Source organism: Paraburkholderia sp. Tr-20389 (assembly GCF_017104565.1).
GTDB lineage: Bacteria > Pseudomonadota > Gammaproteobacteria > Burkholderiales > Burkholderiaceae > Paraburkholderia.
Genome location: NZ_JAAGPD010000031.1, coordinates 113,084 through 137,909, shown reverse-complemented (window position 1 = coordinate 137,909; position 24,826 = coordinate 113,084). Strand labels below are relative to the sequence as shown.

The following is a 24,826-nucleotide window of genomic DNA, read 5'->3' as shown; positions in this document are numbered from 1 at the left end:
AAAGCAAGCGGCTCGACCGGATCTACGACAAGATCGAGCGACTCAAGGCGGGCGTGAGAGCGAAGGTAGAGCACCCGTTCCGGGTGCTCAAATGTCAGTTTGGATATGTGAAGGCGAGGTATCGGGGGCTGGCAAAGAACACGGCTCAGATCGAAACGCAGTTCGCGCTGGTCAATCTCTGGTTGGCGCGCAAGGCGCTGTGCAAAGCGAAATGAAAGACGAAAATGCAACGTATGGACGCAGCGCCGGTGGCCAGGACGTCACCGGTCGCGGCTCAATACGGTGCAAGTGACGCCGCGCCCTTCACTCTGAGCGCCCAACTTCGGTATCCAAAGCAGAAAACGGGTTGTTCAGACCTTCCCTAACTGACCGAATTGCGATGTCGCATTAGCTACCTTCGTCGCCGCAATGTTATTCAAGACCTCAGCTCGGATTGCACTGCTGCCGACGAGTCCGGTCGAGGCCTGACGCCACCGCTGACAGATTGCCTCGACATACTGCTGCCTGGCCGCTCTCAGTCGGCCGGTTCCCCGTTCAGCGCCAGAAGCTGACGGGTTCGAAACGCCTCATGCCGGAAGGAGCTATCCCGGCGACCTCAACCATTTCGCATGCGTGCAACCAACGCGAGCAAGCGAGCACTCATTTCTGTGGCCGCCAAGTGCGCAAGCCAGCCATGACCCGGAAGCAGCCATTCGAAACGATAGGCCGCCAGCTTGCCAAGCGATTCAGTGAGTTCGGTCCAGGAGTACCAGCACGCGTCCCTGAACGCGATGAGGTCCTGATCGCGTGGGCTCCAGGCAAGTGAATCACCCGAGAAGAGCACCCGATCATCGAGCAGGTACACGACGCTACCGCGAGTGTGCCCAGGCATCGGGATTGCGCGCACGCCGGCCGCGATGCTCAGTGTCGATCCGTCAAGCAGATCCGTAGCATATGGCACAGCCACACTGTCCTCGCAGTGGATCCAGACACGAGATCCGAACTGGTGCGCGTATTTGTCTGCGTCTGCAACGTCGTCACGATGTGACAGAAGGATGTGCGCAATGCCACCCGAAGCATCAAACCATTTCACCAGTTCCGCCGCGTACCGCGGTGAGTCGATCAGTAGATTGCCGTCCGATCGCGCGGCAAAATAGGAATGCGCGCCAAACGACGACCGGGCGTTGAATCCGCAGCGCCACACCCCCGATATGATCTGCTGCGGAAAGATCGCGGCGTTCGGGCGAGGCTGCTTCGTTTCGCTGCGTATTGATGCTGTAGGACATACGAACATCGCACGCCAGGCAGCAGACTGTTCTTCCGGCGTGACGGGCTGCCGAACGAAGACGCTCTTGTCGTTTCGTTCGACAATCAGCCCAGGCGCGACGTGACGCGATGCACCGCAATTGATGCACGCTGTGTCGATATACCACTCCCCTGGGACAGAGTCGGTATTGCGTGGTGGCTTCATTCGATGCCCGGGTCCTGACGACGCATGGCAACCTCACAGTTCCCATGTTAGCCCTTTCGACCACCCAGACACGACCGGGGCAACGGAAGGATGTCGAAGGATCGAGCTTCGTAGCACTTCACCTCTTGACTGGCCGTCATTGCACGTAATTCGTGCCACCGGCGAAGGCGCAAAATCGACCCTGATCTGCCCTTCAGTTTTCCCCAGAACAGCCGTTCAACAGTCGGGAACCTTCGGATAAAAATATGATGTTCACGCCAGAATTTTCTACAGCGGACGCCACGGAACATACACTGATCGCCAATCATTATGTCGAGACGCAAGTAGCACTGAACCTAAGCGTTGCGTACGTTCGGGCGCGTGTACTCTTTGGCCGACAACACGTGCCGCTGCCTACTGCTAGATTTGTTGTGGTCTATGATGTCCGTGGACAAAAGGTGGCAGACGATCTTGAAGGCTGCCTGCATCATGCGCTCGGAGATATTGCAGAGATTCGGGTGAAACGGTCATGAGCTTTCAACTTATGATTCGCGGTATACCCCTGAACGATGTCGAACGTAGCCTTGGCATACTCAATGGTCGAGCCGAAGTTTTTTCGATCGACTCTGAGCACGTCGGGATTGCAATCCCGACCCGCTTGTTTGACACCGTCGGAGAAGACAAGATTCGGCAAGCGCTACAGCACATGATGGTCTATGACCTTTACTCTGGCGACTGGAGCGGGCAGTAGTCTGCCGGCACGACGCATATCATGCCGGCCATTCACCCTTGGGCTCTCGCCGCTGAGGATCGCAGGGGCACACAGACGGTAGATTGTCGACGATTCTAAGCCCAACCTCGAATGACCGTTTGTGGCCGACATTCGTCAACTGTCCCCTTGCTGCGCGAGGCCCGGCCGGCAACGCACCGGGCGGCAGAGCGGGCCAACAATCAGGCGCGTTTAGCCAGATAGGCATCGACCAACTCGACCAGTCGTTCCCGCCCGAAGCTCCCGTCGTGTCCAGCGTGGACCACTTGCACGGGCAATTCACGCAAACGCTTCATCGTGCGCACATAAGTCGGAATATCAGCACCGCCTATCTCATCCAGCAGCGGGCCATCGTAGATCGCGTCGCCCGAGAACAGTGTGCCGGATACGGCTTCCCATAGACCGATGCTGCCCGGCGAGTGGCCGGGTAGATGCAGCACTTCGAAATGCCGGTTGCCAAGATCGACGATGTTCCCTTCCCTGACGATTTCCGTGACCGTTGCGGCCCGCACGCAGTAGTCGGACATCGAGTAATCGGCACTGGGAAGAGCCGTAATCAGATCGCCGTCGAACGGATAACCAGCGTCGCGGTAGCGGCCAATTGCTTCGGCGCCCAATACCGACGCCAGAAGGGTGCCCGACTTACGCGGCGAGCGCAGGTTGTCTGCCTCCAACTCGTGAACCAGCGTGTGCTTGAACTCGTGATGTCCGCCGATATGATCCTGATGCGTATGCGTGGCAACAGCGGTGACGTCGTTCTGCAGCAAGTGCCTGGCTGCATCCAGCAGACTGACAATGCCCATTCCTGTGTCGATCATCAGGTCCCGGTCGCGTCCGCGCACATGCCAGATATTGCAACGCATCAGCGGTACGACGTGGGGTTCCCAAAGCAGGGTAATGTCGTTGCTGAAGCGTTTGAGTTCGAACCATCGGTCGGCAATCGGTAGCGTGGTCATGAAGTCGCTCACAGCAGTATGAGCCGTTACTTTGACACACTCCGCGTCGCACTTCGAGAGCGTTGAAAATTGGATCGTCGATTTGCTGCGCGGGAGGTAACGACAACTTGCCAGAGCAGTCCCATCGGGGAATGGTTCGGAACTCTCTTTCAGAAAGGCCGTTCTTCAGCGCAGATGGCGAGTGAGTGCTTCGAGCCGGACACTGGGTGTCGCGGCTGACCGCACTCGACCTGAGCGGACGCCCAGATCGAGTGGCGCACCCGTGGAACGCGCCACTCGAATTGCCTGGTCCTGGTTCGGGCTGGCCTCCCGTCAGGATTTGATGAACTCGAGAAGGTCGGGGTTCAGGACGTCTGCGTGGGTGGTCAGCATGCCGTGCGGGAAGCCAGTGTATGTCTTCAGCACACCGTTCGCGAGCAGGTCGACCGCGCGGGGCACCGAACTGGCGAACGGGACGATCTGGTCATCGTCGCCATGCATGACCAGTACCGGCACAGTGATCTTCTTCAGATCTTCGGTGTAGTCCTCCAGCCAGGAGAATACGGTCTCGTAGTGGGCCTGGGCGCTGCCGGCCATACCCTGGCGCCACCAGTTCGCGATCACCGCCTCAGACGGCTTGGCGCCCGCACGGTTGAATCCATAGAACGGGCCCTCCGGGACTGCCCGGTAAAACTCCGACCGATTGCCAAGCACGCCTGACTTGACCGCGTCGAACCACTCCCGCGGCTGACCTCCAGGGTTTGCGCCGGTTTTCACCATGTTCGGCGTCAACGAGGCCACCAGCACTGCCTTGGCGACCCGCTCCTGGTGGCGAGCAACATAGCGGGCCACCTCGCCGCCGCCTGTGGAGTGTCCGATGTGGATCGCGTCGCGAACGCCGAGGTGTTCGGTCAGTGCAGCGAGGTCGGCGACCCAGTGGTCCATGTCGTTGCCCGTGCCGACTTGCTCGGACCGCCCATGCCCGCGCCGGTCATGGGCGATCACCCGGTAGCCGTGGTGAAGGAAAAACATCATCTGCGCGTCCCAGTCGTCGGCCGACAGGGGCCAGCCATGGCTGAAGACGATCGGCTGACCGGCCCCCCAGTCCTTGTAGAAGATCTTTACGCCGTCCGGAGTGGTGATCGTAGGCATCGCTGATACCTCCTATAAGAGATTGATTGAAGTGTTGGTTCTCCGCGAGACATCGAGAATGCTGCCGGCGGCTTCTTTTGAAGTCGTATTTCATGCGCATTTGAAAACGTGCGAGCGGAGTGCACTCCGACAACGCTGCGATGGATCTCTAAATGTCTCTCGGCGCGACGCCCTTGCTCCTGGCGCCTGGACGCATCGAGTACAAGAATCGGCCTGTGATTGAGCGCTCGGAATGCGGTGACCACGCCAGTGAGAAACCCACCTGGGCGCTTGGCTCGTCGATACGGCAGCCGTTGCAATATAGGTATCCCTTGCCTCGATGACAAAGACTTTCTACGATTTGACCTATGCCTCAAAGGCATACAGGAGAGCCAATGGAACTTCGACATTTGCGATATTTCATCGCGGTTGCGGAGGAAGGAGGCCTGTTGACGGCCGCCCAGCGGCGACTGCACACGTCGCAGCCGTCGCTGAGCCGGCAGATCCGCGATCTTGAATCCGAAGTGGGTGTGAAGTTGCTGGAGCGCCAGGCACGCGGCATGGTGCTCACCACCGCCGGAAAAATTTTCCTTGATCACGCGCGTCTGGCGCTGTTGCAAGTCGAAGCGGCTGTTGACGGCGCACGGCGGGCGGAACAGCCGGAAAAACCTGTCTTGGCCATGGGTTTCATTGCCGGCCAGGAAGTCGTTTGGTTACCCCACGCGCTGCGCATCCTCCGCGAGGAGGCACCGGAGGCCGAGATTACTCTGTGCAGTCAGTCCTCGCCCGAACTCGCTCTCGGGCTGATGCGAGGAAAGCTGGACGTCGCTTTCCTTCGTCCCGAGAGACAGACCGTTGGCCTCTCATTCAAAGTTCTGGCGAAGGAGCCACTGATCGCCGTACTGCCGGCAGACCATCGGCTGACGTCACGCAAGAAAATGCGGCCGCAGGATCTCGCCAGCCAAATTTACGTCAGTTCGTCCAGGACTTCTCCCGTACTGGAATCCGTGATTCAGCACTACGCATCGAGTGTCGGAATAACGCTCAAGGCGGGCTACGAGGGCGAAAACCTCCCTTCCGCAATGTCGCTCGTTACGTCAACGGGTGGCGTTACGCTTATCCCGCTGTATGCGCAAAATATGCTGACACCAAACGTTGTTGCAAGGGCGCTTGACGGCGTACCCCCGACGATTGATCTCGTCTTGGGATACAGCGATGCAAATTCGAACCCGTTACTTCTTCGACTGCTATCTCGTGCGGACGAGTTGATCGCAAATGTTCAAGATCAAAGCATCATTCGCTATGCCGTCTAGGTCATGGACGTCGGCTCGGTCACTTCGAGACGGATGGCCGTTTTACCGAAGATGCAGCCGTCTGACAGTCTACGTGCGTGCCGGACAGTCGTTCACACAACATCCCCAAGTTGCAAACAGCGCCAGTGACCTATTGCTGACGTTGTTCGGACAAGACAAGCTTCCGGCTAGAAGCGCGCTGGGGGTGCATACGTTGCCGATGGGCATCCCGGTTGAGATTGACAGCATTTTCGAATTGAAGCGATGAGAATCACCGGTTCATGCGATCCGCCCTGCGCGACAGCTACAACCGTCCATCAGTATCGGCCCTGTTTAGACGTCGGGTACCAACGCGGGAGCGCAAAGCTTGAGTCGCTCTCGACCGTGCGTTCCCCGCCGAATTCATTCAGCGCGCCGCATCGTCTGGCTTGGGGCTTTTGGACGCAACGAAGCGATTTTGAGCAGCGACGAGCTGGTCGTCAGTGGTCGCCACCAGCCACACATGCGCGTTCTCCGCAATTTGCCGGTTGTGGTCCTTCAACGGGCCAAGTGCGGCAGCGGCCTTCCAGACCACCGGGCCAATGCGGCTGCTCCTGCCCGACGCCGCGCCTACCAACAGGCAGTAAGGTCCAAGCGGAAGTGATACGAACGGTAGCGCCGGACTCGTGCGCACGCGCCAGTCGATAAAGGGCGTTTCACTGATAAGCAGCGGCGTTGGCAAGCCGTAAAGCACACTGAAATCGTACAGTGCCAGTTGCCCCCGCGTGGCCGCGTAAATGCGCCGAACATCAGCGACAACCGCAGCGCGGATTTCATCCTCGAACATTGGCTCCTGTGCATAGCGGGCCAATGCCTCACGTGCATCCGACTGATATGCGCTGAAAAGCCCGAGTTCGACGCAGTCCTGAACTGCGCGCTGGACCTCCGTCACAGAGCCAGCGTCTTCTGGCTTGCCCAACTGCGCTGCCCGTAAGAACCGAGCAAGTCCCGCTTCCTGGAGCACAGGGCCAGCCGCAGACGCATCCTCATCAGCGTCTTTATCGAGCGGCACATAGACATATTTTTCGGCCGCAAAGCGCGATTTCTTACCTTCATCAAACTTGATTTCGCCATCGATGCAATCCAGATAGCGAGTACCGATGCGGCCATGTTCCCAGACCCAATTCTTCAGGAGCGGGCGTAATGGATGCAACTGATCGTGACCAGTCATTGAAACCTCCCGGTAGCTTCGCATAGTCCCACGTGGTCGCGTGTCCTGTCGAGGACACGGCAAGCGCGAAGTAACGTCCATGACCGAGTCCGGGCCGACGGCGAATGCAGCAAACACCCGGAAGAGACTTCCGAACTAACGAGGCGTCAATGACGGGTCCCGAAGTAATGCAGTCGTTCCAACGGCACATTTTCCTCCTTACCGAACGGCAGGTTGTCGCCGAGAGCACCAGTTCAACGAAGGCTCAGGAGAGCTGTCGTTGAGATATTCAATGGCAGCTTTCGGATGACTCTCACGAATGCGTACAATCGGCCAGTTTCGGCCAGTCGCTCTATCCGCTGCCTTGTCATTCAGGCGACTGCTTCCGTCCAAAACTTGCCCGACGGCGCGTCTGTTGTGCGCAACCGAATTGGCGCGATCGGAATTGTGCATGGCGCGTTTTGCTAGTGTAACCCGTGGCTCAAACGCCTACTATCTGGCTATCCAATCAAACCAGGAAGAAGGCATGAAACCCGCAATGGCATTGATCACTGGCGCGTCAAGCGGCATCGGTCTGGAACTGGCGCGCATCCATGCAAGCAAGGGCGGCGATGTCGTTCTGGTTGCGCGTTCGCGTGACAAGCTCGAATCAATCAAGCAGGAATTCCAGACGAAGCATGGCGTGAAAGCTTATGTCATCGCGGAAGACCTCGCCGACCCCGGTTCGGCCGATCGAGTCTTTGCTGCCACTGAGGCACTGGGGCTTTCCATCGACATCCTGATCAACAACGCCGGCTTTGGCGGCCACGGCAAATTTGCCGAACGCAATCTCCAGGCCGAGCAGGCGATGATGCAGGTCAACATCGTGACGCTGACCAACCTGACACATCACTACCTGAAGGGCATGGTGGCCCGTCGGCGTGGACGTGTCTTGAATGTCTCTTCGACCGCATCGTTCATGCCGGGCCCCCTCCAGGCCGTGTACTACGCGACCAAGGCCTATGTCACCTCGTTCACTCAGGCTATTGCCGAAGAAGTCCGCGAGTACGGCGTGACCGCCACGGCACTATGCCCCGGCGCGGTGGCGACTGGTTTCGTCGCCGCCGGCGATCTGCAAGGCGTGAGCGTCTGGAAGAACGCCAAGTCAGCAGATTCAGCGGCACGCTGCGGCTACGAGGCCATGGAGCGCGGCGAACTGGTGGCCTTCAATGAAGTCAAGCTGAAAATCATGCTCGATTGGATTGTTCCGTTACTGCCGCGCAAAACAGTGTTGAAGATGTCGCGGCAGGCGATGGAAAAGGCTGCTTGATGAAGCAGGCTACCCGCTTTTCCCTGCATCCCGGATGGAGACTGATCGTCGTCGATATGGGCATCGCACCCGGCGACTTGCTAGCGCTGGCCGAGCTGCCCGCCGACCTTTTTAGCCGCAAGGATGCCTCGCTGACGCCTGCCGAATACTTTCGTATCTTTCACAGTCTCGAGACGATGATCGGGGAAGCACAGTTGCCGGTACGGCTTGGTAGCGGGATCTCGGTCGAGGCCTTCGATACGTCGCTCTTCGCATGCCTGTGCAGCCCGAATCTGAATGTCGCGCTCACCCGGCTCGCGGAATACAAGCGCCTTTGCGGACCATTGGCGCTGGATGTAACCATTGGTCGAAACTGTACTGAGGTGCTCATCGAATGCTATGGCTACGACCGTCCGCTACCGCGCAGCCTATGCGCGATGGAAGTGGTCTTCTTCACGCAACTGGCGCGTCTCGCCACGCGGCACGCGATTAACCCGATAGATGCGGAATTGGCGACCCTGCCGAGTGAGACCAGGCCGTGCGAGGAGTTTCTCGGCTGCCGCTTACAGCAAGGTAGCCACAATCGCATCAGCTTCTCGGCAGAGGACGCCGCGCGACCGTTCCTGACCGAGAACGTTGCCATGTGGCAATTCTTCGAGCCGGAGCTACAGGCGCGACTCTCGAAACTCGATGCCGATGCAAGCGCGCGCGAACGCGTACGCAGCGCGCTGCTCGATATGCTGCCGAGCGGCCAGAGCAGCATCGACCATATTTCGAGCCGGCTGGCAATGAGCAAGCGATCGCTACAGCGCCATCTCGCCGACGAAGCGGTCAGTTATCAGGACGTGCTTAACGGCACGCGACAGGAACTGGCTAGCTACTACCTTGCCCACTCGGCAATCTCGCCTGGCGAGATTGCGTTCCTGATTGGTTTTCAGGATACCAACTCATTCCTGCGTGCTTTCAAGGGATGGACGGGTGTTACGCCAGGGGAATACCGCAACATGCACGCTCGTCCGGTGTGACGCAGACGCTGTCTGAATAATTGAATCAACTGGGTTCCTGCGGTAAGTCGCGTGGCCGCTTCGCTCCGAAATGTGACATCGTCTCCCTTCGGGGCCAACCGGGCGCTTAGGGTCGCGAGTACTCATTCAATCGCACCGGTACCTGACATTCGAGGCTACGACTGTGCGAATGGCAGCAAAGCGCTGATCACCTGTCTCACGGTGGCCGACACTTCAACGTCCGCTATGGCCGAGAAGCGACACTTCTACATGCGAATTGACTGTGCGGTTCCTGATGCGAAAACGGAAGCCTGAATGTCTGAGCGACGGTGCGAGCGATTGACGCCTTGCCGTATCCGGAAGTTCGATGTCGAACCCCCGTGGTTGCACACGGCTTTGTTCCGGTTCGCGCGGTCCAATACGCACGCTCACCACAAAAACCACGGTTCGAAAAGCAGGCCGAACGTGATGCTGATTTTCCACGAAACGCAAATGCCACAGAAGGCGCGAGTGATGTAGATTAGGGTCTCGTTACGATCCACCACTGTATCTTCGAATCGGTCGCCATCGGAGTAAGTTCTGAAGTTGCACAGGAGCCGGCGTGAACACGAAGCATAGCAAGAAGGGGCATCTCGAAGCCGCGGCGTCACACCACGAGCAGGCCGCGCGGCATCACCGCGAGGCTTCCCGGCATTTCGAGGAAGGTCGAGACTTCGCCCACGCCGCACATCAGGCGATGATGGCCCATGGCCACACGTTGCATTCGATCGATCACGCACACGACGCTGGTGCGCACAGCACCAATACGCCGTCGATAACGCCTCCATCGACCGGCTCAGGCGTAAGTGCCGCGGACGTGGCAAAACATCATGCGGCGGCCGTGGAGCTTCACACGCAGGCGGCGCAGCACATGCGTCACGCTGTCAATCTCTTCGATCAGGATCGTAGCGCGGTCTCCCACGACGCACAGCTAGCACTCTCCCTCGCACTGCGCGCTTTGTCCCATGGCAACGAAGCAGCCAGACTCTTTGTCAAGCTCGCTGCCAGTGGTGCTTCGTGAGTTAAGGTTGGTTGAATTCAACCCGGTCATCCCGTACGGTGAAGTATTCGGAGTGGTGCGGTATCCGCTTACACCGCCTATTGAGCGCACCGAACGCTGAAACGCTTTCTGCGCGGCGTGCACGCCGTAAAGCACCAGGTTTGTCGCGCGGATCTCCGGTCGTTGGCCTGCCGTACAGATCCGCGCATTGATTGGTATGGAGCAATCCAGCGTGCCACTCTCGACTAGACCTTTCGCTCCAGCAGGTCTGTTGCGAAAGACTTTGCGTGCGCTACGGCCTCGTGCGCGTCGAGGAATACTCCGAGCTGCTCCCAGCGTTCCTCAACCCCATATGTTCCTTTCATACCGAGCGCCCTCTGAACGAGCAATTGCGCTGCGTACCTGCCGTCCTCCAATGGTCGAGCTGTCGCTATTACCTTGTGCGGAAGGTCGGATCTTTCTAGCTGGACCAACTCGACAGGACCGCCAGGTACACCGATGTCTTTCAACTCGTTCCTGACTTTGCAGTCCGGGCAGTAGAAGCACCACCCCTCGTCCTCGTGACTGGATCTGACCTGCCCGCGAGCCAGCACGGCACGACATTCAACGTTTTCGCAGATGAACGGCATAGCAGTTTCCGGAGTTGTTTGACAGAAATCCTAGCATGTCCGCCGACGGCCAACCATCGACATTGTTGCCTGCCTGCGGCTAAGGAAAACCCTCAAACGCGAGCCGGCGAGGTCGCGTCAGCTTGCCGCATAGTCGCCATGATCAGGTATAGACCACCGCCGATCGCCCCAGCAGGTGATCGATGCCAAGGTAGCGGATTGTGCTTTCAATCTTGCTATGGCCGACCAGCAGTTGAACCGCCCTGAGGTTCTTCGTGCGCTTGTAAATCAGGGTTGCCTTCGTGCGGCGCAGCGAACGCGTGCCGTGCGCAGTCGGATCAAGCCCCGCTGCATCCGCCAATCGACGTATCATCCGTGCGTATTACCAGGTTGAAAGATACGGAGACGCCAATAGCCGACTTGGGAAGAGGTACTGCTCCGACCTCAAGGCAGTATTGTCAAGCCACGTACCGACCGCCTACCGGGTCGACTCGGTCAGTTCAAACTGAATAGGGCGCCGGGTCTTTCGCTGGATAACCTGCGCCCGCGGCAAGACCTGATTGCCGTGCGTGACGTCGCGGACTCGCAAACTGACAAGATTAGAGCGAGATCGCGGACAGCATGAGCGTTCTGAAGGTAAATCCGCGTGGCCCAGACGTCTTTCAGCCTCAGCGGCGGCTTCGACCGGCTTGCCCTTATTCCACGCCTCACGAGATTGTTCGGCTCCCGGGAATGGCTTCAATCGCCCCCCCGGACGCCGAGTTGCCAATCCTGCAGCATCCGGTCGCACTTTGCCAACTATAAGTACATCGCGATCCGGGAGGACGGCACCAGCAGTTACCAGATGCTCGCAGGAATACTGCGCTTTGTCTGCCAGAACGGCACGGTAGCGGGCGACGACGTCGCCGATATCCGCGTCCCGCACAAGGGCAACATCGTCCAGAACGTGATCAACGGCGCATTCGACGTGCTCGACGGTTTCGACCTGATCCGCGAACAGAAGGAAGGCATGCGCGCCGTCACGCTCGACGGCGACGAACAGCACGCATTCGCCCGCTCCGCACTTGCGCTGCGCTACGACCCGACCGACGCAGAGGCACCGGCCCCTGTCACCGACAGCCAGTTGCTCGCCCCGCGCCGCTTCGAGGATCGCCGCGACGACCTCTGAACCGTCTTCAACCGCGCCCAGGAAAACCTCACTAAAGGCGGCCTGCACGGACGCTCGCGCACGGGCCGCTCGATGTCCACCCGCCCCATCACCGGCATCGACCAGAACGTGAAGCTCAACCGCGCCCTCTGGATGTTCGCGGACGCCATGCGCCAGATGAAGGCGTAGCCACGAAAGGGACACGAAGGCCGCCTCTCGTCTCATCCATCAGGATTCCTCTCCGGGTCGAGTCCTGACGGGAGGCTTCGCGATGGTCGAGCTGACCCATCCCCTCGACGTATTCGAGAAGGCCGGCATACCTGTCGAGATTGCCTCGATCCGCGGCGGCCATCCACCGATTGACTTCTTCGATCTCTCCGATCCAGTTATCGACCGCTATTGGAAGGACCGTTCGTTCCGCGATGCGCTGGCGAGCACGCAGATCCTTGGCGACGTGGACCCCTCGCGCTACTCGGCAGTCTTCTTCGCCGGGGGCCACGGCACGATGTGGGACTTCGCCGACAGTGAGGCCGTGCAAAGGGTCATCCGGTCGATCTGGGAGGCGGGCGGAATCGTCTCGGCGGTCTGCCATGGCCTCTATCTGACCGCCAGCGGCATGTTCAGTCATGCCAATCTGCAACGTGCGATCCGCGCAACTAGGGCATAAACCCGGTTAGCTAGTATCGCACCCGCTCTGGAACCAAGTCAGCTAGCTGGACCGGGCTTGACCATCAGTAGCTAGATATAACGGTCGTCGGTCGCTCTTCGGTGTCAATGACGTCAATCAGCGAGTTTCAATAAGCGGAATAATGTTCTATTTTTTGCGCGATCTTAAGAGCCGACATAGTGTGTCGTCCTGTGGAAGTCGGCCACTATTCAAAGCTGTCGCAATCTCTTGTTGCTAACCGAGCCACACGAGCAGTGCACGACCGCAGTCACCTATCTCTTCCAGCAACGACTCCTCCGAAAAACCTTCCATGTCGACGAAATCCAGAACACCATCTTCCCTACGATTGTCGCAGGCGGCTCCAGAAACCATGCTGCACTATGACAGGATGCGCGCGACAATCTTGGCATCCCCTGCTCTCGATGCACGCGTGCGCGAGATCGTACTTGTGGCCCAGTTCGCCGTATTGGGGCACGAAGATCCTTTCAAGATTCACGCGCGTCGTGCGTTGGATCATGGCGCAACCAAAGACACTTTGCGAGCGGCACTCATGATCGGCTTCGGCGCAACTCTGATTGCGTGTGAAGTGGCCCGTTCAATTGGTTGGTTAGATGACGTCTGCAACCAGAAAGGTGCATCGTAGATCGCAACCCCGCCCTTACTTTCAAAGCGGTCCCTGTCGGCAAGCTTAAAGAGTCCACCCCGCATGTCTGAAGGCTCGAAGCAAATGCGAAAACGCAGAAAGTAACGATTTGGATATGGTAGCGAACTGAGCAAGACACTTTGGGGCGCACCGTATCGACCTTCATGAAGCGTTCTTGAGGTTCGGCTGTTCTCTCGCCTGTGGGGAAGATCCAATATAAGACCCCGCACCAGGTTTCACTTATCGGAACCATTTCCATTTATTTGACTGTCGGCGAAGCCGCGAATAGATTTCTATGAGCGTGGTTCCTGTTTGACCAGCATCTAGTTTCATAGATGGCACCAGCAGCCTCACAGGCAACGTTAAGGACACGCTGTTGATTAGTTGAAGATCTACATCTATCAAGTACAAGACATCGGAGACAGGTAATGAAAAAGCAGTTGTTCGCACTTGCTGCCGTCAGCACATTCAGTTGCGCAGCCTTTTCTCAGAGCAATGTGACGCTCTACGGCATCATCGATGAGGGGGTCAATTACAACAGCAACGCTGGTGGCGAGCGTCTCTACAACCTATCGAGCGGCGTCCTCAACGGCAGTCGTTGGGGTTTGAAAGGTCGTGAAGACCTTGGAGGTGGACTTGCCGCGATCTTCACGATAGAAAGCGGGTTCGATGTGAACAACGGCAAGATGGGCCAAGGTGGCCTCATTTTTGGCCGGCAGGCGTTCGTTGGGATGACGAGCCCATACGGCACAGTAACACTCGGTCGACAATACGACCTCGTCGTCGACAATCTGGGCCAGTTTGAAGTTGGCGATCAGTGGGGCGGATACATGGCCGCTCACCCCTCGGACCTCGACAATTTTAATAATACAAACCGCGTTAACAACGAGATCAAGTACACCAGCAAGGCTATCGGGGGGTTCACGTTTGGCGGCGCGTACTCCCTGGGGGGCGTGGCGGGTAACATCAGCCGCAATCAGATCTGGTCGCTGGGAGCCAACTACGCCAATGGTCCGTTGCTCGCGGGAGTTGGTTACCTTAATGTCCGCAATCCTAATGTTTCATTCTATGGCAGTGGCGGATCACCGGCAGCCACTACCGGCGGTGTGCCCGGTTCCAACTTTGGGTCTTCACCGGTTATCTCGGGATATGCCTCTGCTCACACCTTGCAGGTTATCGGCGCAGGTGGAGCGTACACGTTCGGTGCTGCGACGTTCGGACTTACCTATTCAAACACCAAGTTCATGAGTCTTGGTGACAGGACTTCCGGACCGGTACCCGCCGGTGGAATCGCGGGTACTGCAACATTCAACATTGCCGAAGCAAACTTCAAGTATCAGATCTCACCTGCGCTCGTTGCAGGCCTGGCTTATGTGTACACGCACAACAGCGGCGCATCGGGTCACGGATCGGCTATCTACAATCAAGGGTCGGCCGGTCTGGATTATTTTCTTTCCAAGCGAACCGACGTGTACACAGTCGCAACGTTCCAAGAGGCGCGAGGAACCGATTCAACCGGGCGAACGGCTGTTGCGTCGATCAACCAGTTGACGCCTTCGACTTCCAATCGCCAAGTCGCCGTTCGGCTGGGCATCCGTCACAAATTCTAAGTTTCTCTAACCGCTCGAGTTTCGAAGCGCACGTGAATAGCCGGGCATTTTTGCATCTGCCCGGCTATTCGCGTTTTTATAATCCCGAAGTGTTCGTTATCCCTTGAATATCCGGTACCTTTCTACATACTCCGAAATTCCGTCCTCGATCTGAAAGATGGGCGTCCAGTCGAGAACAGAGCGAGCCATCGAGATGTCCAATGGCACCCGCGTCTTGAGGTTTTCTTCTTCGAGATCTGTCAACTCATCGCCGATCGCGATATCCGCGCCGGGAACCGTCTCGCGAACAATTCGGGCAATCTCGGAAGGAGCGACCAAGTTGCCCGCTGCAACGTTGATTATGTGCGACTGGTCAGCACCCGGTCGTTGCACCTCGACAGCTTTCACGACAGCGCGACTGACGTCCAGTACGTGCGTGAGGTCACGCTTCATCCGGCCACCGGTCCTGAAAACAGTCTTCTTACCATCAACTGCGTTTTCAACCATCGGCTTGATATAAAGCGGTGTTCGCATTCCGAACCCGTAGACGGCCGCGATGCGCAGTGCGAGAAACTCGATTCCGTGAAATTGCCCATAGGACATGCCAATCGCCTCGGTGATCATTTTCGTTGTGCCGTAGTGAGCGCTCGGATTGGCCTTAAAGATCGAAAATGCGGGATCACTCTCCTTCTGGATAGACCCAACCCCTGCGTGGCAGGCAGTGTTGCTGGAGATTAGCAAAACTTTTCGAACCCCGACTTTCCGGGCGGCCTCACAGACGTTGACAAACCCCATAACGTTGGTCTGGTAAAAACTGGCCGGATCTTCGATCGACGGCTCAAATCCAACGCGTGCGGCAGCGTGCACGATTACTTCTGGCTGGACGTCGCTGCAGACGGCAGCGAAGTTCTCCGAATCCGAGATTTCACCGAAGACAAGCGACCTCGAGAGATTTGGGGAAATCGATGCAAGATCCGGCGGGATATCGGCCCGGTCATATACACAAACGTGATGACCATTCCTTTCGAGCTCAGCAAAGATGTAAGTACCGAGAAATCCCGCACCGCCGGTAAGAAGAACCTTCATGACTTTCCCTGATTGATTGACCGAAAGACCTGCAACATCCCGTACTCGGCGCGAACTCGTCCTTTCAAACATTATGCGGGATCACCGCCCGAACTCATAAGTTTCGATGATCGGAACAAATTCCGGAATATTGACCAGATAGGGTAAACGAACTAGATTCGTGAGAAGGTCGCGCCCCTAACCGACGGCCAAAGTATATTCAAATCACGGAGACAAAAAGATGGCAAGCCCTGCATCGACTGCACGTCAAAAGCGACTCATCATTGCGTCGACTTTCATTGGATCCACTATTGAGTGGTACGACTTTTTCATTTTCGGCACGGTTTCGGCGCTGTTTCTGAACAAGTTGTTTTTTCCTGCCGTCGATCCCACGATGGGAACGATCTTCGGCTTCATGACGTTTGCAACCGCATGGCTGGTGCGCCCTATCGGCGGTGTCATTGCAGGGCACCTCGGCGACAAGATTGGACGCAAGACGACGTTGCTGTGGAGCTTCATTATCATGGGGGCGGCGACGACCCTGATCGGGCTGTTGCCGACATACGAAAGCGCAGGCTACATCGGCGCTGTCCTGCTCGTGCTGCTGCGCATCGTACAGGGCCTGTCGGCGGGAGCGGAATACGGTGGCGCGATCGTGGCGGTCGTCGAGCACGCTGACGAAAAACGTCGTGGCCTCTTTGGCAGCGTTCCGCAGAGCGCTGCCTTTTTCGGTCTCCTGTTAGGGAATCTTACCTTCCTTGCCATGACGGCTCTCGACAAGCAGGCGTTGTTGGCATGGGGCTGGCGCGTACCCTTTATCCTGAGCGCCGCCATGCTGTTGGTTGGCATCTACATCCGCAACCGGGTGGCTGAGTCTCCTGCGTTTGTGAAAGCGAAAGCGTCTGGCAACATCGAAAAATTGCCGGTGATGACCGTACTGCGCGAGTATCCGCGTCAGCTGCTCGGCGTCCTGTTCGCGCAAGCGGCGCCAAACACGTTTTTCTACACATGCGCCGTCGCCATGGTGTCGTACGCGGTCTCAAGGCTCAAGATGCCCCAAGCCGATATGCTCATCGCAGTCTCGATTGGTGCAGCGGTTGAGATGGTTACGATCCCGATCTACGGAATGCTGTCCGACGCAATCGGTCGCCGAAAAGTTTTCGTCTGGGGTATCTGTGCGCTTCTCGCGGGTGCTATCCCGTTCTGTCTCGCGGTGGAAGCACAATCCTATGCAGGGATGGTTGCCGGTTATGTCTGGGTTCTTGGCATCGGTCATGCAGCATGTCACAGCTCTCAGGCATCGCTGTTTTCTGACATGTTCCCGACCTCGGTACGGTACACGGGGATCTCGGCCGGTTACCAGATGTCTGGAGCCATCTTCGGAGGCCCGTTGCCAATCATTGCAACTGCGCTAATCGCATATCAGCACGGAGGGATTCGGGTGTTTTTCGGGTACACCATGATTATTGGCATAGTCAGTTTAATTGCCATCATGGCAAGCAAACCGCACTACTCGCTGGTGCGAAAGTTCGAGGCTCAGCCGTCCGAGAATCGACAGATCAACACGTCGCACTGAATTTCCGGATATCAGGATCACCACAAGCGCCGACGTATCCGTAAGCCGGCTCTTGTCACCTCGGGGCAACCGTGAACACGGTTGCCCTTCTCGCTTTCCAGGTCATCGCATATCACACATGTCTGACGAATCAATTGAAGCTGTACTCAAGGCACACCCGACGGTACGAAGTGACTGGCTGGCATTGCGCTCCGAAGAAATTCTCGAACCAGAACTGTTGATTGTGGATCCCCACCACCACTTGTGGGACCATCCCGGCGATCGATACCTGGCAGACCGAGCCATCGCTGATTTTTCATCTGGTCATAACGTCATTTCGACCGTACATGTACAGTGCAGAAGCATGTATCGAGAGCACGGCCCGGAATCACTGAAGCCGGTTGGGGAGACGGAGTTCGTCCGCCAACTCGCAACCGGAAGGAATAGATCGGACACGTCGCTTCACATTTGCGCGGGAATCGTAGGCACTGTGGACATCCTGCTTGGTGACGACGTCCAGCCGGTGCTCGAGGCGCACATCGAGGCCGGGGTTGGCCGGTTCAGGGGAATACGACCAACGGTCGTATGGCATGAAAGCCGCGAGATCCTGCCAGTGGCCAACCCTGAGGGCTTACTGAGGGCCGCACCAACGCGAGCGGCTGTCTCCTGCATCCATAAAATGGGGATGACGTTAGACCTATGGGCATTCTTCACGCAACTCAGAGATGTCGCCCAGCTTTGCCGTGACCACCCGGATTTAACTGTGGTCATCAATCATACTGGTGGCCCACTGGGTATCGGCCCGTACAAAGACAAGCGGACGGAGGTCTTCGCGGAATGGCGTTCGCGAGTCGAGGAACTTGCTGCTCTCCCAAATACAGTGATGAAGCTGGGCGGGCTCGCCATGCGATACGCCGGGTTTGGATTCAACGAAAGGACGTTGCCGCCATCGTCCGACGATCTCGTCGCAGCGTGGAAGCCTTACATGCGCCTGTGCATTGATCTTTTCGGTCCCGATCGCTGCATGTTTGAAAGCAATTTTCCGGTCGACAAGGCGATGTGCAGCTACAGCGTGATCTGGAACGCATACAAGAAAATCGCTGCCGATCTTACCGCCGCCGAACGCCGGAACCTGTTCTCAGATACTGCAGCGCGAATCTATCGTCTTGATCTGCCCCAGCTTCCTGTAACCATCGCAAAGTCCTGACATCCGTCAACACGCTGGACAAACCGGACAGCGTGCCAAGCCGAGCTCAGTGCATAAGCACTGACCTTGGGGCGACCTCGTCCTGACTACACATGGACGGACAAGGAAACCGGCGACATTATCGTCATTAGCGAAAAAAAGCCGGCGCACTCGCGCCGGCAAACCCTGTGCTTTGCGCCGCCACTTTGTAAGCTGCTCCAGGAAACTACGCACTGTTGAGGCGCCGAGTTCTCATTTGCTTCAGGTTCTCGGCGCGATGGAATTTCGCTTATCCCGCCGAGCTCGCGAACCCGAGCATCGCCTTTACTTCGAGATATTCTTCAAGTCCGAAGACCCCCATCTCCCGGCCATTGCCGGACTGCTTGTAGCCACCCATCGGCGCAACGTTGTTCGATGGCGCGCCGTTGAGGAAAATGCGGCCGGCCTGCATGCGCTCAGCGACCTGGCGAGCCTTCTCCACGTTCGAAGAGAAGATATATCCGCCCAGACCATAGCGGGTTCCGTTGGCAATTTCGACAGCATCATCGATATCGCGATACGTGATGACGGAAAGTACGGGGCCGAAGATTTCCTCCTGTGCAATCGACATGTCTGGGCGGACGTCCGAGAATACTGTTGGGCGAATGAAGAATCCCTTCTTGATGTCCTCTGGGCGACCCGGGCCTCCCGTGACCACCTTCGCACCTTCTTCGATACCGCGCTCGATAAAGTGCTGAACCCGTTCGAACTGTGCCCGATTGACAACAGGTCCAATAGTTGTCCTGGGATTCTTCGGGTCGCCTACCTTCACCGACTGAGCTTCCTCCCGGATCAGCGCAATCAGTTCGTCTGCCTGGTTTTCCGATACAAGCATGCGAGTTGGCGAATGGCAGGACTGCCCTGTATTCGAGAAGCCTCGAGAAACATTAAATCGCGCAGCGGCCGCAAGATCCGCGTCGGGCAGAATGATGTTTGCGGACTTCCCACCTAGCTCCTGGCACACACGCTTCACGGTGCCGGCCGCAGCCTGAGCCACCATCACGCCGGCACGAGTGGACCCGGTGAACGAAACCATATCAATGCCGGGATGACGTGAAATAGCCTCGCCAACGGTCGGACCATCTCCATTCACCAGATTGAACACGCCCGGCGGCAATCCCGCAGTGTCAAGCGCCTCTGCGAGCACAACAGCACTGAGCGGAGTGAATTCGCTCGGCTTTGCAACGACCGTACAACCTGCTGCGAATGCAGATGCCAGCTTCTGGCACATCAGCTGCAAAGGCCAATTCCATGCGGAGATGAGGCCACAGACACCGATGGGCTCGCGGCGAACCACGTTGTCGCCGAGCATATGCTCGAAAGAGTAGTCGCGCAGCGTGACGATCGCCTGTCGGAATGCCTGAACCGCGGTGCCCGTCTGCCCCTTCAAACTGCTGGGAGCGCCCATCTCTTCGGTTACCGCATCCATCAGGTCCGACTCCCGGCGCAGCAGCGACTCAACAATGCTGCTCAGGATTTCCATCCGCCATTCTTTCTTCAATTGCGAGAAGGATGCGAATGCTCGCCGGGCTGCAACAACTGCCCTGTCGACATCCTCGGCGTTTCCGAGGGTGACGTGTCCGTATGCTTCTTCGGTTGCGGGATTGATCAGTTCGAAGAGGTCCGTACCTGCAGGCTTCGTCCATTTCCCGTCGATGTAAAACCGGTCAAGTTTTTTCATGATTTCTCGATTCCTTGAAAAGATTCAATTCCGTAGAGACGGCCGATCTCATCGATCTGTGCCGCCGGTCCCAACATTCTTGATCCGGCCTCCAGCACCGTCCTTGCCACATTGAGCAGGGGTAGAGGCGACCCGGCAGCGCGCCCCATGCGGCCGATCAGTTGTTGATCCTTAACCACGGTCCTGAGACTTGCGTCCGCAGTGGGAGAGCCTGTCATGATGGAGCGCAGGATCCGGTCAAGCGCACCCGAGGCGCTCGCACCTGTCGACAGCGCAGCGCGCAACGTGTCGATCTGCAAGCCGGAAGCTGCTGCAATGGACAACATTTCATAGACGATCAGCCGGTTGCCCGCACCAAGTGAATTCTTGACAAGCTTGATTGCCTGCCCGGAACCTGGCGCACCGAAATACACAACCTCGCCCCCCATCGCTTCGAGTACCGGCCTCACGCGGGAAAACGCCGCCTCCTGGCCGCCGCACATCGTAACCAGACCACCACTGCGGGCTCCGTCTGGCCCACCCGTCACCGGAGCGTCGATCATCGCCACCCCCGCAACCGCAAGTCGCTCGCCGAAGCGAACGGTTTCAGCTGGGCTGCACGTCGTCTGGTCGATCACTATCTTTCCGCGGCCCAGGGCCGCATACATCCCACCGGCGCCAAAGAGGATCTGTTCAACCTCTTTCGCACTGGGAACGCAAAGAAAGATCAGGTCGCATACCGAAGCAAGAGAGGAGACGTCCACAGCAGCACATGCCCCTTCCCTCTTCAGTTGCTCGACCTTCGCAGGATCAGGATCGTAAACATGGAGTTCCCGGGCAACCCGCAGGGCCTGCATTGCCAGAGCGCTACCCATCGCTCCCAGCCCGACGTAGCCGATAACAGGCGCAAGCGAGGGATCGCCTCCCGCAGACTCATCTGCGTTACTGGTGACGACCCGGTCCCTTCGTAATCCAACGAGCCGTTCATAGCGCGCGAACGGAGCGGCGGCAGGCGGTCCGTCATCGACGCCAGCGACCGGTTCCAGGCTTAACAGAGCCAGGGCGGCTGAAGTCAGGGGAAGCGGCAGGCCCAGTGTCATCGCCACGTCGACGAGGTTTCCCAGCATCCTCGTGACCGCCCCTGACGCACCCGCCTCATCGCGATCCCGATGAAGCAGGCCATCAAAAAATATGTCTGCCTGCCGGCTGCGACCGCTGCTGCGAGCAATCACCGACGCAGCAAGGTCTATGGGCAAACTTGCGCGCACGCCCATGCCGGCAGCTTCAATGACCACCATCCGGCCGACCGCACAGATTGCATGCTGCATTAGTGCGATCAACCGGGCGTCCTGTGCACGGGATCCGCAATACACCGGGTCCAGCGACATTTGCGCGAAGATCGACGCGGCAACTTCACTCGCCGCCGCGTCACCCGACAGAAAAACTCGTCCCCCAGCCTTCTCATCGAGCGACAATGCGGCCGATACGACCGGTACGTGCGCCGTCGTCTCGAGACAGAGGTCCCCCTCGTGCGAATACTCGTCAGCCAGCACCACGACTACGACGTTCGACGCCGGCTTCCAGCCCGTGAGAATCCGCCTCCTGAACTCGGGACTCACGTCGGAGGAGATCAGGACGCACCTGGGATCGAGAGCCAACAACCAGGCGCCCTGTTCTTTGCCCGCGCTCGCCCACGTCAAGGCATCCAGCTTCTGCAACGCAGGCAACCATCTCCCAGATGGTTTTCCGACACACACGACCGATCGCATCATTGCCCCTAACCTTTACGCGACTACTGCTTGGGAATTCCCATCGTCTTGATCATGTCCTGGTTGTCGGTCAGATCTTTTTTCACGTACGCAGCGGAATCCGCCGTGGTCTTGTAGAACGGCTCCGTGCCCTGGGCTTCCAGTTTTGCTTTCAAGCCCGGATCGCTGAGCACCTTCGCCATGGCGTCGTTCAGCTTCTTGATGACGTCCGGGGGCGTTCCTGCGGGCGCGAACAGTCCGAGCCAGTAGAAATAGGTGAAGCCCGGCAGACCTTGCTGTGCGGTGGTGGGGACGTCTGCCAACACGGGAAGGCGCGAATCGCTCGTGACAGCGAGAGCTTTGAGAAGTCCGCCATGAAGGCCAGCAGCACTACTACCGTACGCGTCAACCATGAAGCTCACCCGTCCCGCAATCACATCAGGCATCGCTGCACCGTTGCCCTTATAAGGCACATGCTGCATCTGGAGGTTTGCCTGTTTGAGCATCATCGCAGCAGCGATATGCGTCGTTGTCCCAATCCCGGCCGAACCAAAACTGATCTGCCCAGGATGCGCTTTCGCGTCGGCGACGAGATCACTAAAGCTCTTGTAGCTGGACTTTGCACCGGCGATGACCAGGGCGGGAGAACGTGCGATGGTCCCAACCGGAATAAAGTCCTTCAGGGCGTCATATCCCGGCTCCTTGTTAACTGCTTCCTGGATGGAGAGGGTGCTGCCAGTAGACATCAGGGTGTATCCGTCCGCCGACTGCTCCTTCGTGTAACGAATTCCAACCAGCCCGCCTGCGCCAGTCCGGTTGTCTACGAGTACCGACTGCCCGAGCACTTCGCCGAGCTTTTGTGCAACGACCCGGGTCGTGACGTCGCCCCATCCACCGGCCGAGACGGGGACGATAATCCTTATCGTTCGGGACGGGAATTCGGCTGACGACGCGATGCTGGAAAAAGTGCTCGTTGCTGCGACGAGCACCCCGATTGCGATCCTGTTCAAAGTTTTCACTTGCGTCTCCTCACTTCAGTTTCGCGCGACAGCAGGATATGGAGGCTGAGTTGCGCGATAGTTAAGTCAATTACGCCAATGCGGCGCAAGTCTCCTCTCACGACGGCATATCTGCTTTTATCGTGTCGGTCAGGTCGCGGATGGATGTCAGGGCGTTCAAGTCCTGGATCTGGCTGAAACTCGTCCCCACTTGCTTTGCGCTCACCCCTCCGTATGGCATGAGCGCCTCATACTTCTGCCTGAGTTCGGGCCAGTGAATGCCACGAACCGCCGCACCCTTCGGCGCCAGAACAGAAGCCTCGTGGAGTGCACCATCAACCGTCGTGATCCGCACGATCGCTCCGCTCTTGAAGTCGGTCTTGTTCGGAACGTCATAGTCGAGCCGCGTGACACGATCGAAGAGCGAGCGGATGCGTGGATCTGCGATCTTTTCAGGAAGCGCATGCTGCCAGCCATACTCGCGGTCTGCCGCGCCCGCGGCCGCGAAGTAGAAGGGGCTATGGGCGATACCGATCAGATCGGTTGGGTGCTTCGGACCGGGAAACGGGTAGTCAGGCAGCGTGAATTCGATTTCCCTGATGTCGGCCACATCAAGATCGCCCTCTCCCGCTGCGATGGCTGCGGCTTCCGCAACCGCATGGAATGGAGAGCCTCCAGGTACCAGCTTGATGCCCAGTTCTGCCTGGAGACTCCACTTGCTGCCTAGCTGCCCGACAACGTCCTGTGCGTGGTTGCCCGTGCCGAGCGTGTCGAAAAAACCCCTCGGCATCTCGAAACCAGCCAGATCTGCGGTATATCCATGCTTCGCCGCTTCGGCGGCCGACACGCCCATCATCGCTGCATTGCCCGCGTGGTACTCGCGCGCGAGGCTCGTTGCAGCCACGGCATGCAGCCCTCCCAGCGACGTCGCGGCAAGCACCAGCGCATGTGCAGCCTGATCTGGTTGCAGCTTGAGCAGGCGTGCCGCCGCTGCAGCCGCAGCGAAGGTCGCGACCACACAACCATGAAACCCCTTGCGTTGCAGGCCACCGATCATCGCGGTGTTGATATTTCCCGCAACTTCGTAGCCCGTGACGACCGCCTCCAACACCTGCGTCCCACTTGCGTTACACGCTTCACCCACGGCGATAGCGGCCGCGCATGCTTGTGTGCCACTGTGAACGATATTGCGAAGGTCACTGTCATCAGATGCGGCCGCATCGCTCATGAGGGCGTTCAGGCGCGCGGCGGCGACGGCCGGTAGCCGGTCCCATCCGCCAAACCAGACCGTACTGACGGGCAATCCGCCGCGCTCCTTTTCGAGCTGCCTGATCAGTTTGCTCGATTGCAGCGTCGATCCCAGCGCTGCACTCGCCAGAGTGCTCGCCACCAGCATCTTTCCGTATTCTGCGACGTCGCCCGGGAAGCTTCCAAGATCCGCATCCGCGATGAAGCGGCCGTAGCGCTGGGCAACTGTTTCAGTGCGATAAGACAAATCCGTCTCCTGTTGATATTTTTGCTGACCCTGCTTGCCGGGTCTGTCGGGACCGCTTTTCCGGATGTGAACTAAAGCTGGCGAGAACGGAACCCGTTCATTTGACTTTACGACCGCAACAGGATTCGAGTCAACAAAAAAGAAACGCGTTTCAATCAGTGAAACTAGAAAATCGACTGAGCGTTGCAGTTCCTTGCGTTAGGCAGAAACAAAAAAGGAGCGAAGCGCGCTCGCCCGAATCGCCGGTCGGTCAGCAGGACTCGCGCCGATAGAGGTGGTGGCCAGGGCGGCCCTCCCACCTGCGAGCCTACGTTGGCGGCAACCGATGCGGGTAGCGGTACGGTGAAGGG

22 protein-coding genes and 3 pseudogenes are annotated in these 24,826 nt (G+C 58.1%); 14 read left to right on the top strand and 11 right to left on the bottom strand.

What is annotated here, in order from left to right; genetic code table 11:
- Positions 1-215: transposase (locus G3N95_RS26385; protein ID WP_205973008.1), on the top strand; the 215-nt coding region annotated here is incomplete at its 5' end.
- Positions 216-595: 380 nt separating this feature from the next.
- Here the strand turns inward: G3N95_RS26385 and G3N95_RS26380 are convergent.
- Positions 596-1,450, bottom strand: a complete 855-nt coding sequence (locus G3N95_RS26380) for an MBL fold metallo-hydrolase (RefSeq protein ID WP_205973007.1) — start codon at positions 1,448-1,450, stop codon at positions 596-598.
- A gap of 245 nt (positions 1,451-1,695) precedes the next feature.
- Between G3N95_RS26380 and G3N95_RS26375 the strand changes: the two genes are divergently transcribed.
- Both G3N95_RS26375 and G3N95_RS26370 read left to right on the top strand, forming a co-directional pair.
- A complete protein-coding gene (locus G3N95_RS26375) occupies positions 1,696-1,962 on the top strand; it encodes a hypothetical protein (protein WP_197496807.1) in 267 nt (88 codons plus the stop codon).
- On the top strand, positions 1,959-2,180 hold the full coding sequence (locus G3N95_RS26370) for a hypothetical protein (RefSeq protein ID WP_205973006.1): 222 nt from the start codon (positions 1,959-1,961) through the stop codon (positions 2,178-2,180). Before G3N95_RS26375 ends, G3N95_RS26370 begins: the two co-directional genes overlap by 4 nt.
- Positions 2,181-2,380: 200 nt before the next feature.
- Here the strand turns inward: G3N95_RS26370 and G3N95_RS26365 are convergent, their stop codons facing one another.
- Both G3N95_RS26365 and G3N95_RS26360 read right to left on the bottom strand, forming a co-directional pair.
- Positions 2,381-3,154 carry an MBL fold metallo-hydrolase gene (locus G3N95_RS26365; RefSeq protein WP_205973005.1) on the bottom strand — a complete coding sequence of 258 codons (774 nt, stop codon included), beginning with the start codon at positions 3,152-3,154 and terminating at the stop codon, positions 2,381-2,383.
- 312 nt (positions 3,155-3,466) lie between these two features.
- Complete coding sequence (locus tag G3N95_RS26360; RefSeq protein ID WP_205973004.1) at positions 3,467-4,285, bottom strand: alpha/beta hydrolase; 819 nt, start codon at positions 4,283-4,285, stop codon at positions 3,467-3,469.
- A 374-nt stretch (positions 4,286-4,659) separates the two neighbouring features.
- Between G3N95_RS26360 and G3N95_RS26355 the strand changes: the two genes are divergently transcribed.
- On the top strand, positions 4,660-5,577 hold the full coding sequence (locus G3N95_RS26355; RefSeq protein ID WP_205973003.1) for a LysR substrate-binding domain-containing protein: 918 nt from the start codon (positions 4,660-4,662) through the stop codon (positions 5,575-5,577).
- Positions 5,578-5,626: 49 nt separating this feature from the next.
- A pseudogene (locus tag G3N95_RS26350) lies at positions 5,627-5,824 on the top strand (RidA family protein); the annotation flags it as partial.
- Between the two features lie 138 nt (positions 5,825-5,962).
- Here the strand turns inward: G3N95_RS26350 and G3N95_RS26345 are convergent.
- Positions 5,963-6,766, bottom strand: coding sequence for a hypothetical protein (locus G3N95_RS26345; RefSeq protein WP_205973002.1), 804 nt, complete (start codon positions 6,764-6,766; stop codon positions 5,963-5,965).
- A 505-nt stretch (positions 6,767-7,271) separates the two neighbouring features.
- Between G3N95_RS26345 and G3N95_RS26340 the strand changes: the two genes are divergently transcribed.
- The 3 genes from G3N95_RS26340 to G3N95_RS26330 all read left to right on the top strand — a co-directional run bounded on the left by G3N95_RS26340 (position 7,272) and on the right by G3N95_RS26330 (position 10,097).
- Positions 7,272-8,054 (top strand): SDR family oxidoreductase, encoded by a 783-nt coding sequence (locus G3N95_RS26340; protein ID WP_205973001.1) that lies wholly within the window; start codon positions 7,272-7,274, stop codon positions 8,052-8,054.
- Positions 8,054-9,058: an AraC family transcriptional regulator gene (locus G3N95_RS26335; RefSeq protein WP_205973000.1), complete on the top strand. Its 1,005-nt coding sequence runs from the start codon at positions 8,054-8,056 to the stop codon at positions 9,056-9,058. Before G3N95_RS26340 ends, G3N95_RS26335 begins: the two co-directional genes overlap by 1 nt.
- A gap of 580 nt (positions 9,059-9,638) precedes the next feature.
- The gene (locus G3N95_RS26330) at positions 9,639-10,097 is read left to right on the top strand and encodes a hypothetical protein (RefSeq protein WP_205972999.1); all 459 of its coding nucleotides are present in this window, start codon (positions 9,639-9,641) and stop codon (positions 10,095-10,097) included.
- 224 nt (positions 10,098-10,321) lie between these two features.
- Here the strand turns inward: G3N95_RS26330 and G3N95_RS40660 are convergent, their stop codons facing one another.
- Positions 10,322-10,705: a hypothetical protein gene (locus G3N95_RS40660; RefSeq protein WP_241018949.1), complete on the bottom strand. Its 384-nt coding sequence runs from the start codon at positions 10,703-10,705 to the stop codon at positions 10,322-10,324.
- 142 nt (positions 10,706-10,847) lie between these two features.
- Complete coding sequence (locus tag G3N95_RS41055) at positions 10,848-11,045, bottom strand: hypothetical protein (RefSeq protein WP_346778411.1); 198 nt, start codon at positions 11,043-11,045, stop codon at positions 10,848-10,850.
- A gap of 285 nt (positions 11,046-11,330) precedes the next feature.
- On the opposite strand from G3N95_RS41055, the pseudogene G3N95_RS26320 reads away from it, so the two are divergent.
- The 4 genes and pseudogenes from G3N95_RS26320 to G3N95_RS26305 all read left to right on the top strand — a co-directional run bounded on the left by G3N95_RS26320 (position 11,331) and on the right by G3N95_RS26305 (position 14,751).
- Positions 11,331-12,020, top strand: a pseudogene (locus G3N95_RS26320) (DUF932 domain-containing protein).
- A gap of 73 nt (positions 12,021-12,093) precedes the next feature.
- Positions 12,094-12,498: pseudogene (locus G3N95_RS26315) on the top strand (type 1 glutamine amidotransferase domain-containing protein); the annotation flags it as partial.
- Between the two features lie 310 nt (positions 12,499-12,808).
- Entirely contained in the window at positions 12,809-13,141 is a 333-nt protein-coding gene (locus tag G3N95_RS26310) for a carboxymuconolactone decarboxylase family protein (protein ID WP_205972998.1), read from the top strand.
- A 428-nt stretch (positions 13,142-13,569) separates the two neighbouring features.
- Positions 13,570-14,751, top strand: coding sequence for a porin (locus tag G3N95_RS26305; protein ID WP_205972997.1), 1,182 nt, complete (start codon positions 13,570-13,572; stop codon positions 14,749-14,751).
- Positions 14,752-14,847: 96 nt separating this feature from the next.
- Here G3N95_RS26305 and G3N95_RS26300 read toward each other — a convergent pair whose 3' ends face one another.
- On the bottom strand, positions 14,848-15,816 hold the full coding sequence (locus G3N95_RS26300; protein WP_205972996.1) for an NAD(P)-dependent oxidoreductase: 969 nt from the start codon (positions 15,814-15,816) through the stop codon (positions 14,848-14,850).
- 220 nt (positions 15,817-16,036) lie between these two features.
- Between G3N95_RS26300 and G3N95_RS26295 the strand changes: the two genes are divergently transcribed.
- Together G3N95_RS26295 and G3N95_RS26290 are read left to right on the top strand one after the other, a co-directional pair.
- On the top strand, positions 16,037-17,371 hold the full coding sequence (locus G3N95_RS26295; RefSeq protein WP_205972995.1) for an MFS transporter: 1,335 nt from the start codon (positions 16,037-16,039) through the stop codon (positions 17,369-17,371).
- A 118-nt stretch (positions 17,372-17,489) separates the two neighbouring features.
- Complete coding sequence (locus tag G3N95_RS26290) at positions 17,490-18,557, top strand: amidohydrolase family protein (protein ID WP_205972994.1); 1,068 nt, start codon at positions 17,490-17,492, stop codon at positions 18,555-18,557.
- A 268-nt stretch (positions 18,558-18,825) separates the two neighbouring features.
- Here the strand turns inward: G3N95_RS26290 and G3N95_RS26285 are convergent, their stop codons facing one another.
- From G3N95_RS26285 to G3N95_RS26270, 4 genes are all read right to left on the bottom strand, one after another.
- Positions 18,826-20,256 carry an aldehyde dehydrogenase family protein gene (locus G3N95_RS26285; protein ID WP_205972993.1) on the bottom strand — a complete coding sequence of 477 codons (1,431 nt, stop codon included), beginning with the start codon at positions 20,254-20,256 and terminating at the stop codon, positions 18,826-18,828.
- On the bottom strand, positions 20,253-21,953 hold the full coding sequence (locus G3N95_RS26280) for an NAD(P)-binding domain-containing protein (protein ID WP_205972992.1): 1,701 nt from the start codon (positions 21,951-21,953) through the stop codon (positions 20,253-20,255). The genes G3N95_RS26285 and G3N95_RS26280 overlap by 4 nt, the downstream gene beginning before the upstream one ends.
- Before the next feature lie 74 nt (positions 21,954-22,027).
- Positions 22,028-23,002, bottom strand: coding sequence for a tripartite tricarboxylate transporter substrate binding protein (locus G3N95_RS26275; protein WP_346778410.1), 975 nt, complete (start codon positions 23,000-23,002; stop codon positions 22,028-22,030).
- A gap of 97 nt (positions 23,003-23,099) precedes the next feature.
- Entirely contained in the window at positions 23,100-24,476 is a 1,377-nt protein-coding gene (locus G3N95_RS26270) for an MmgE/PrpD family protein (protein ID WP_205972991.1), read from the bottom strand.
- Positions 24,477-24,826 lie beyond the last annotated feature (350 nt).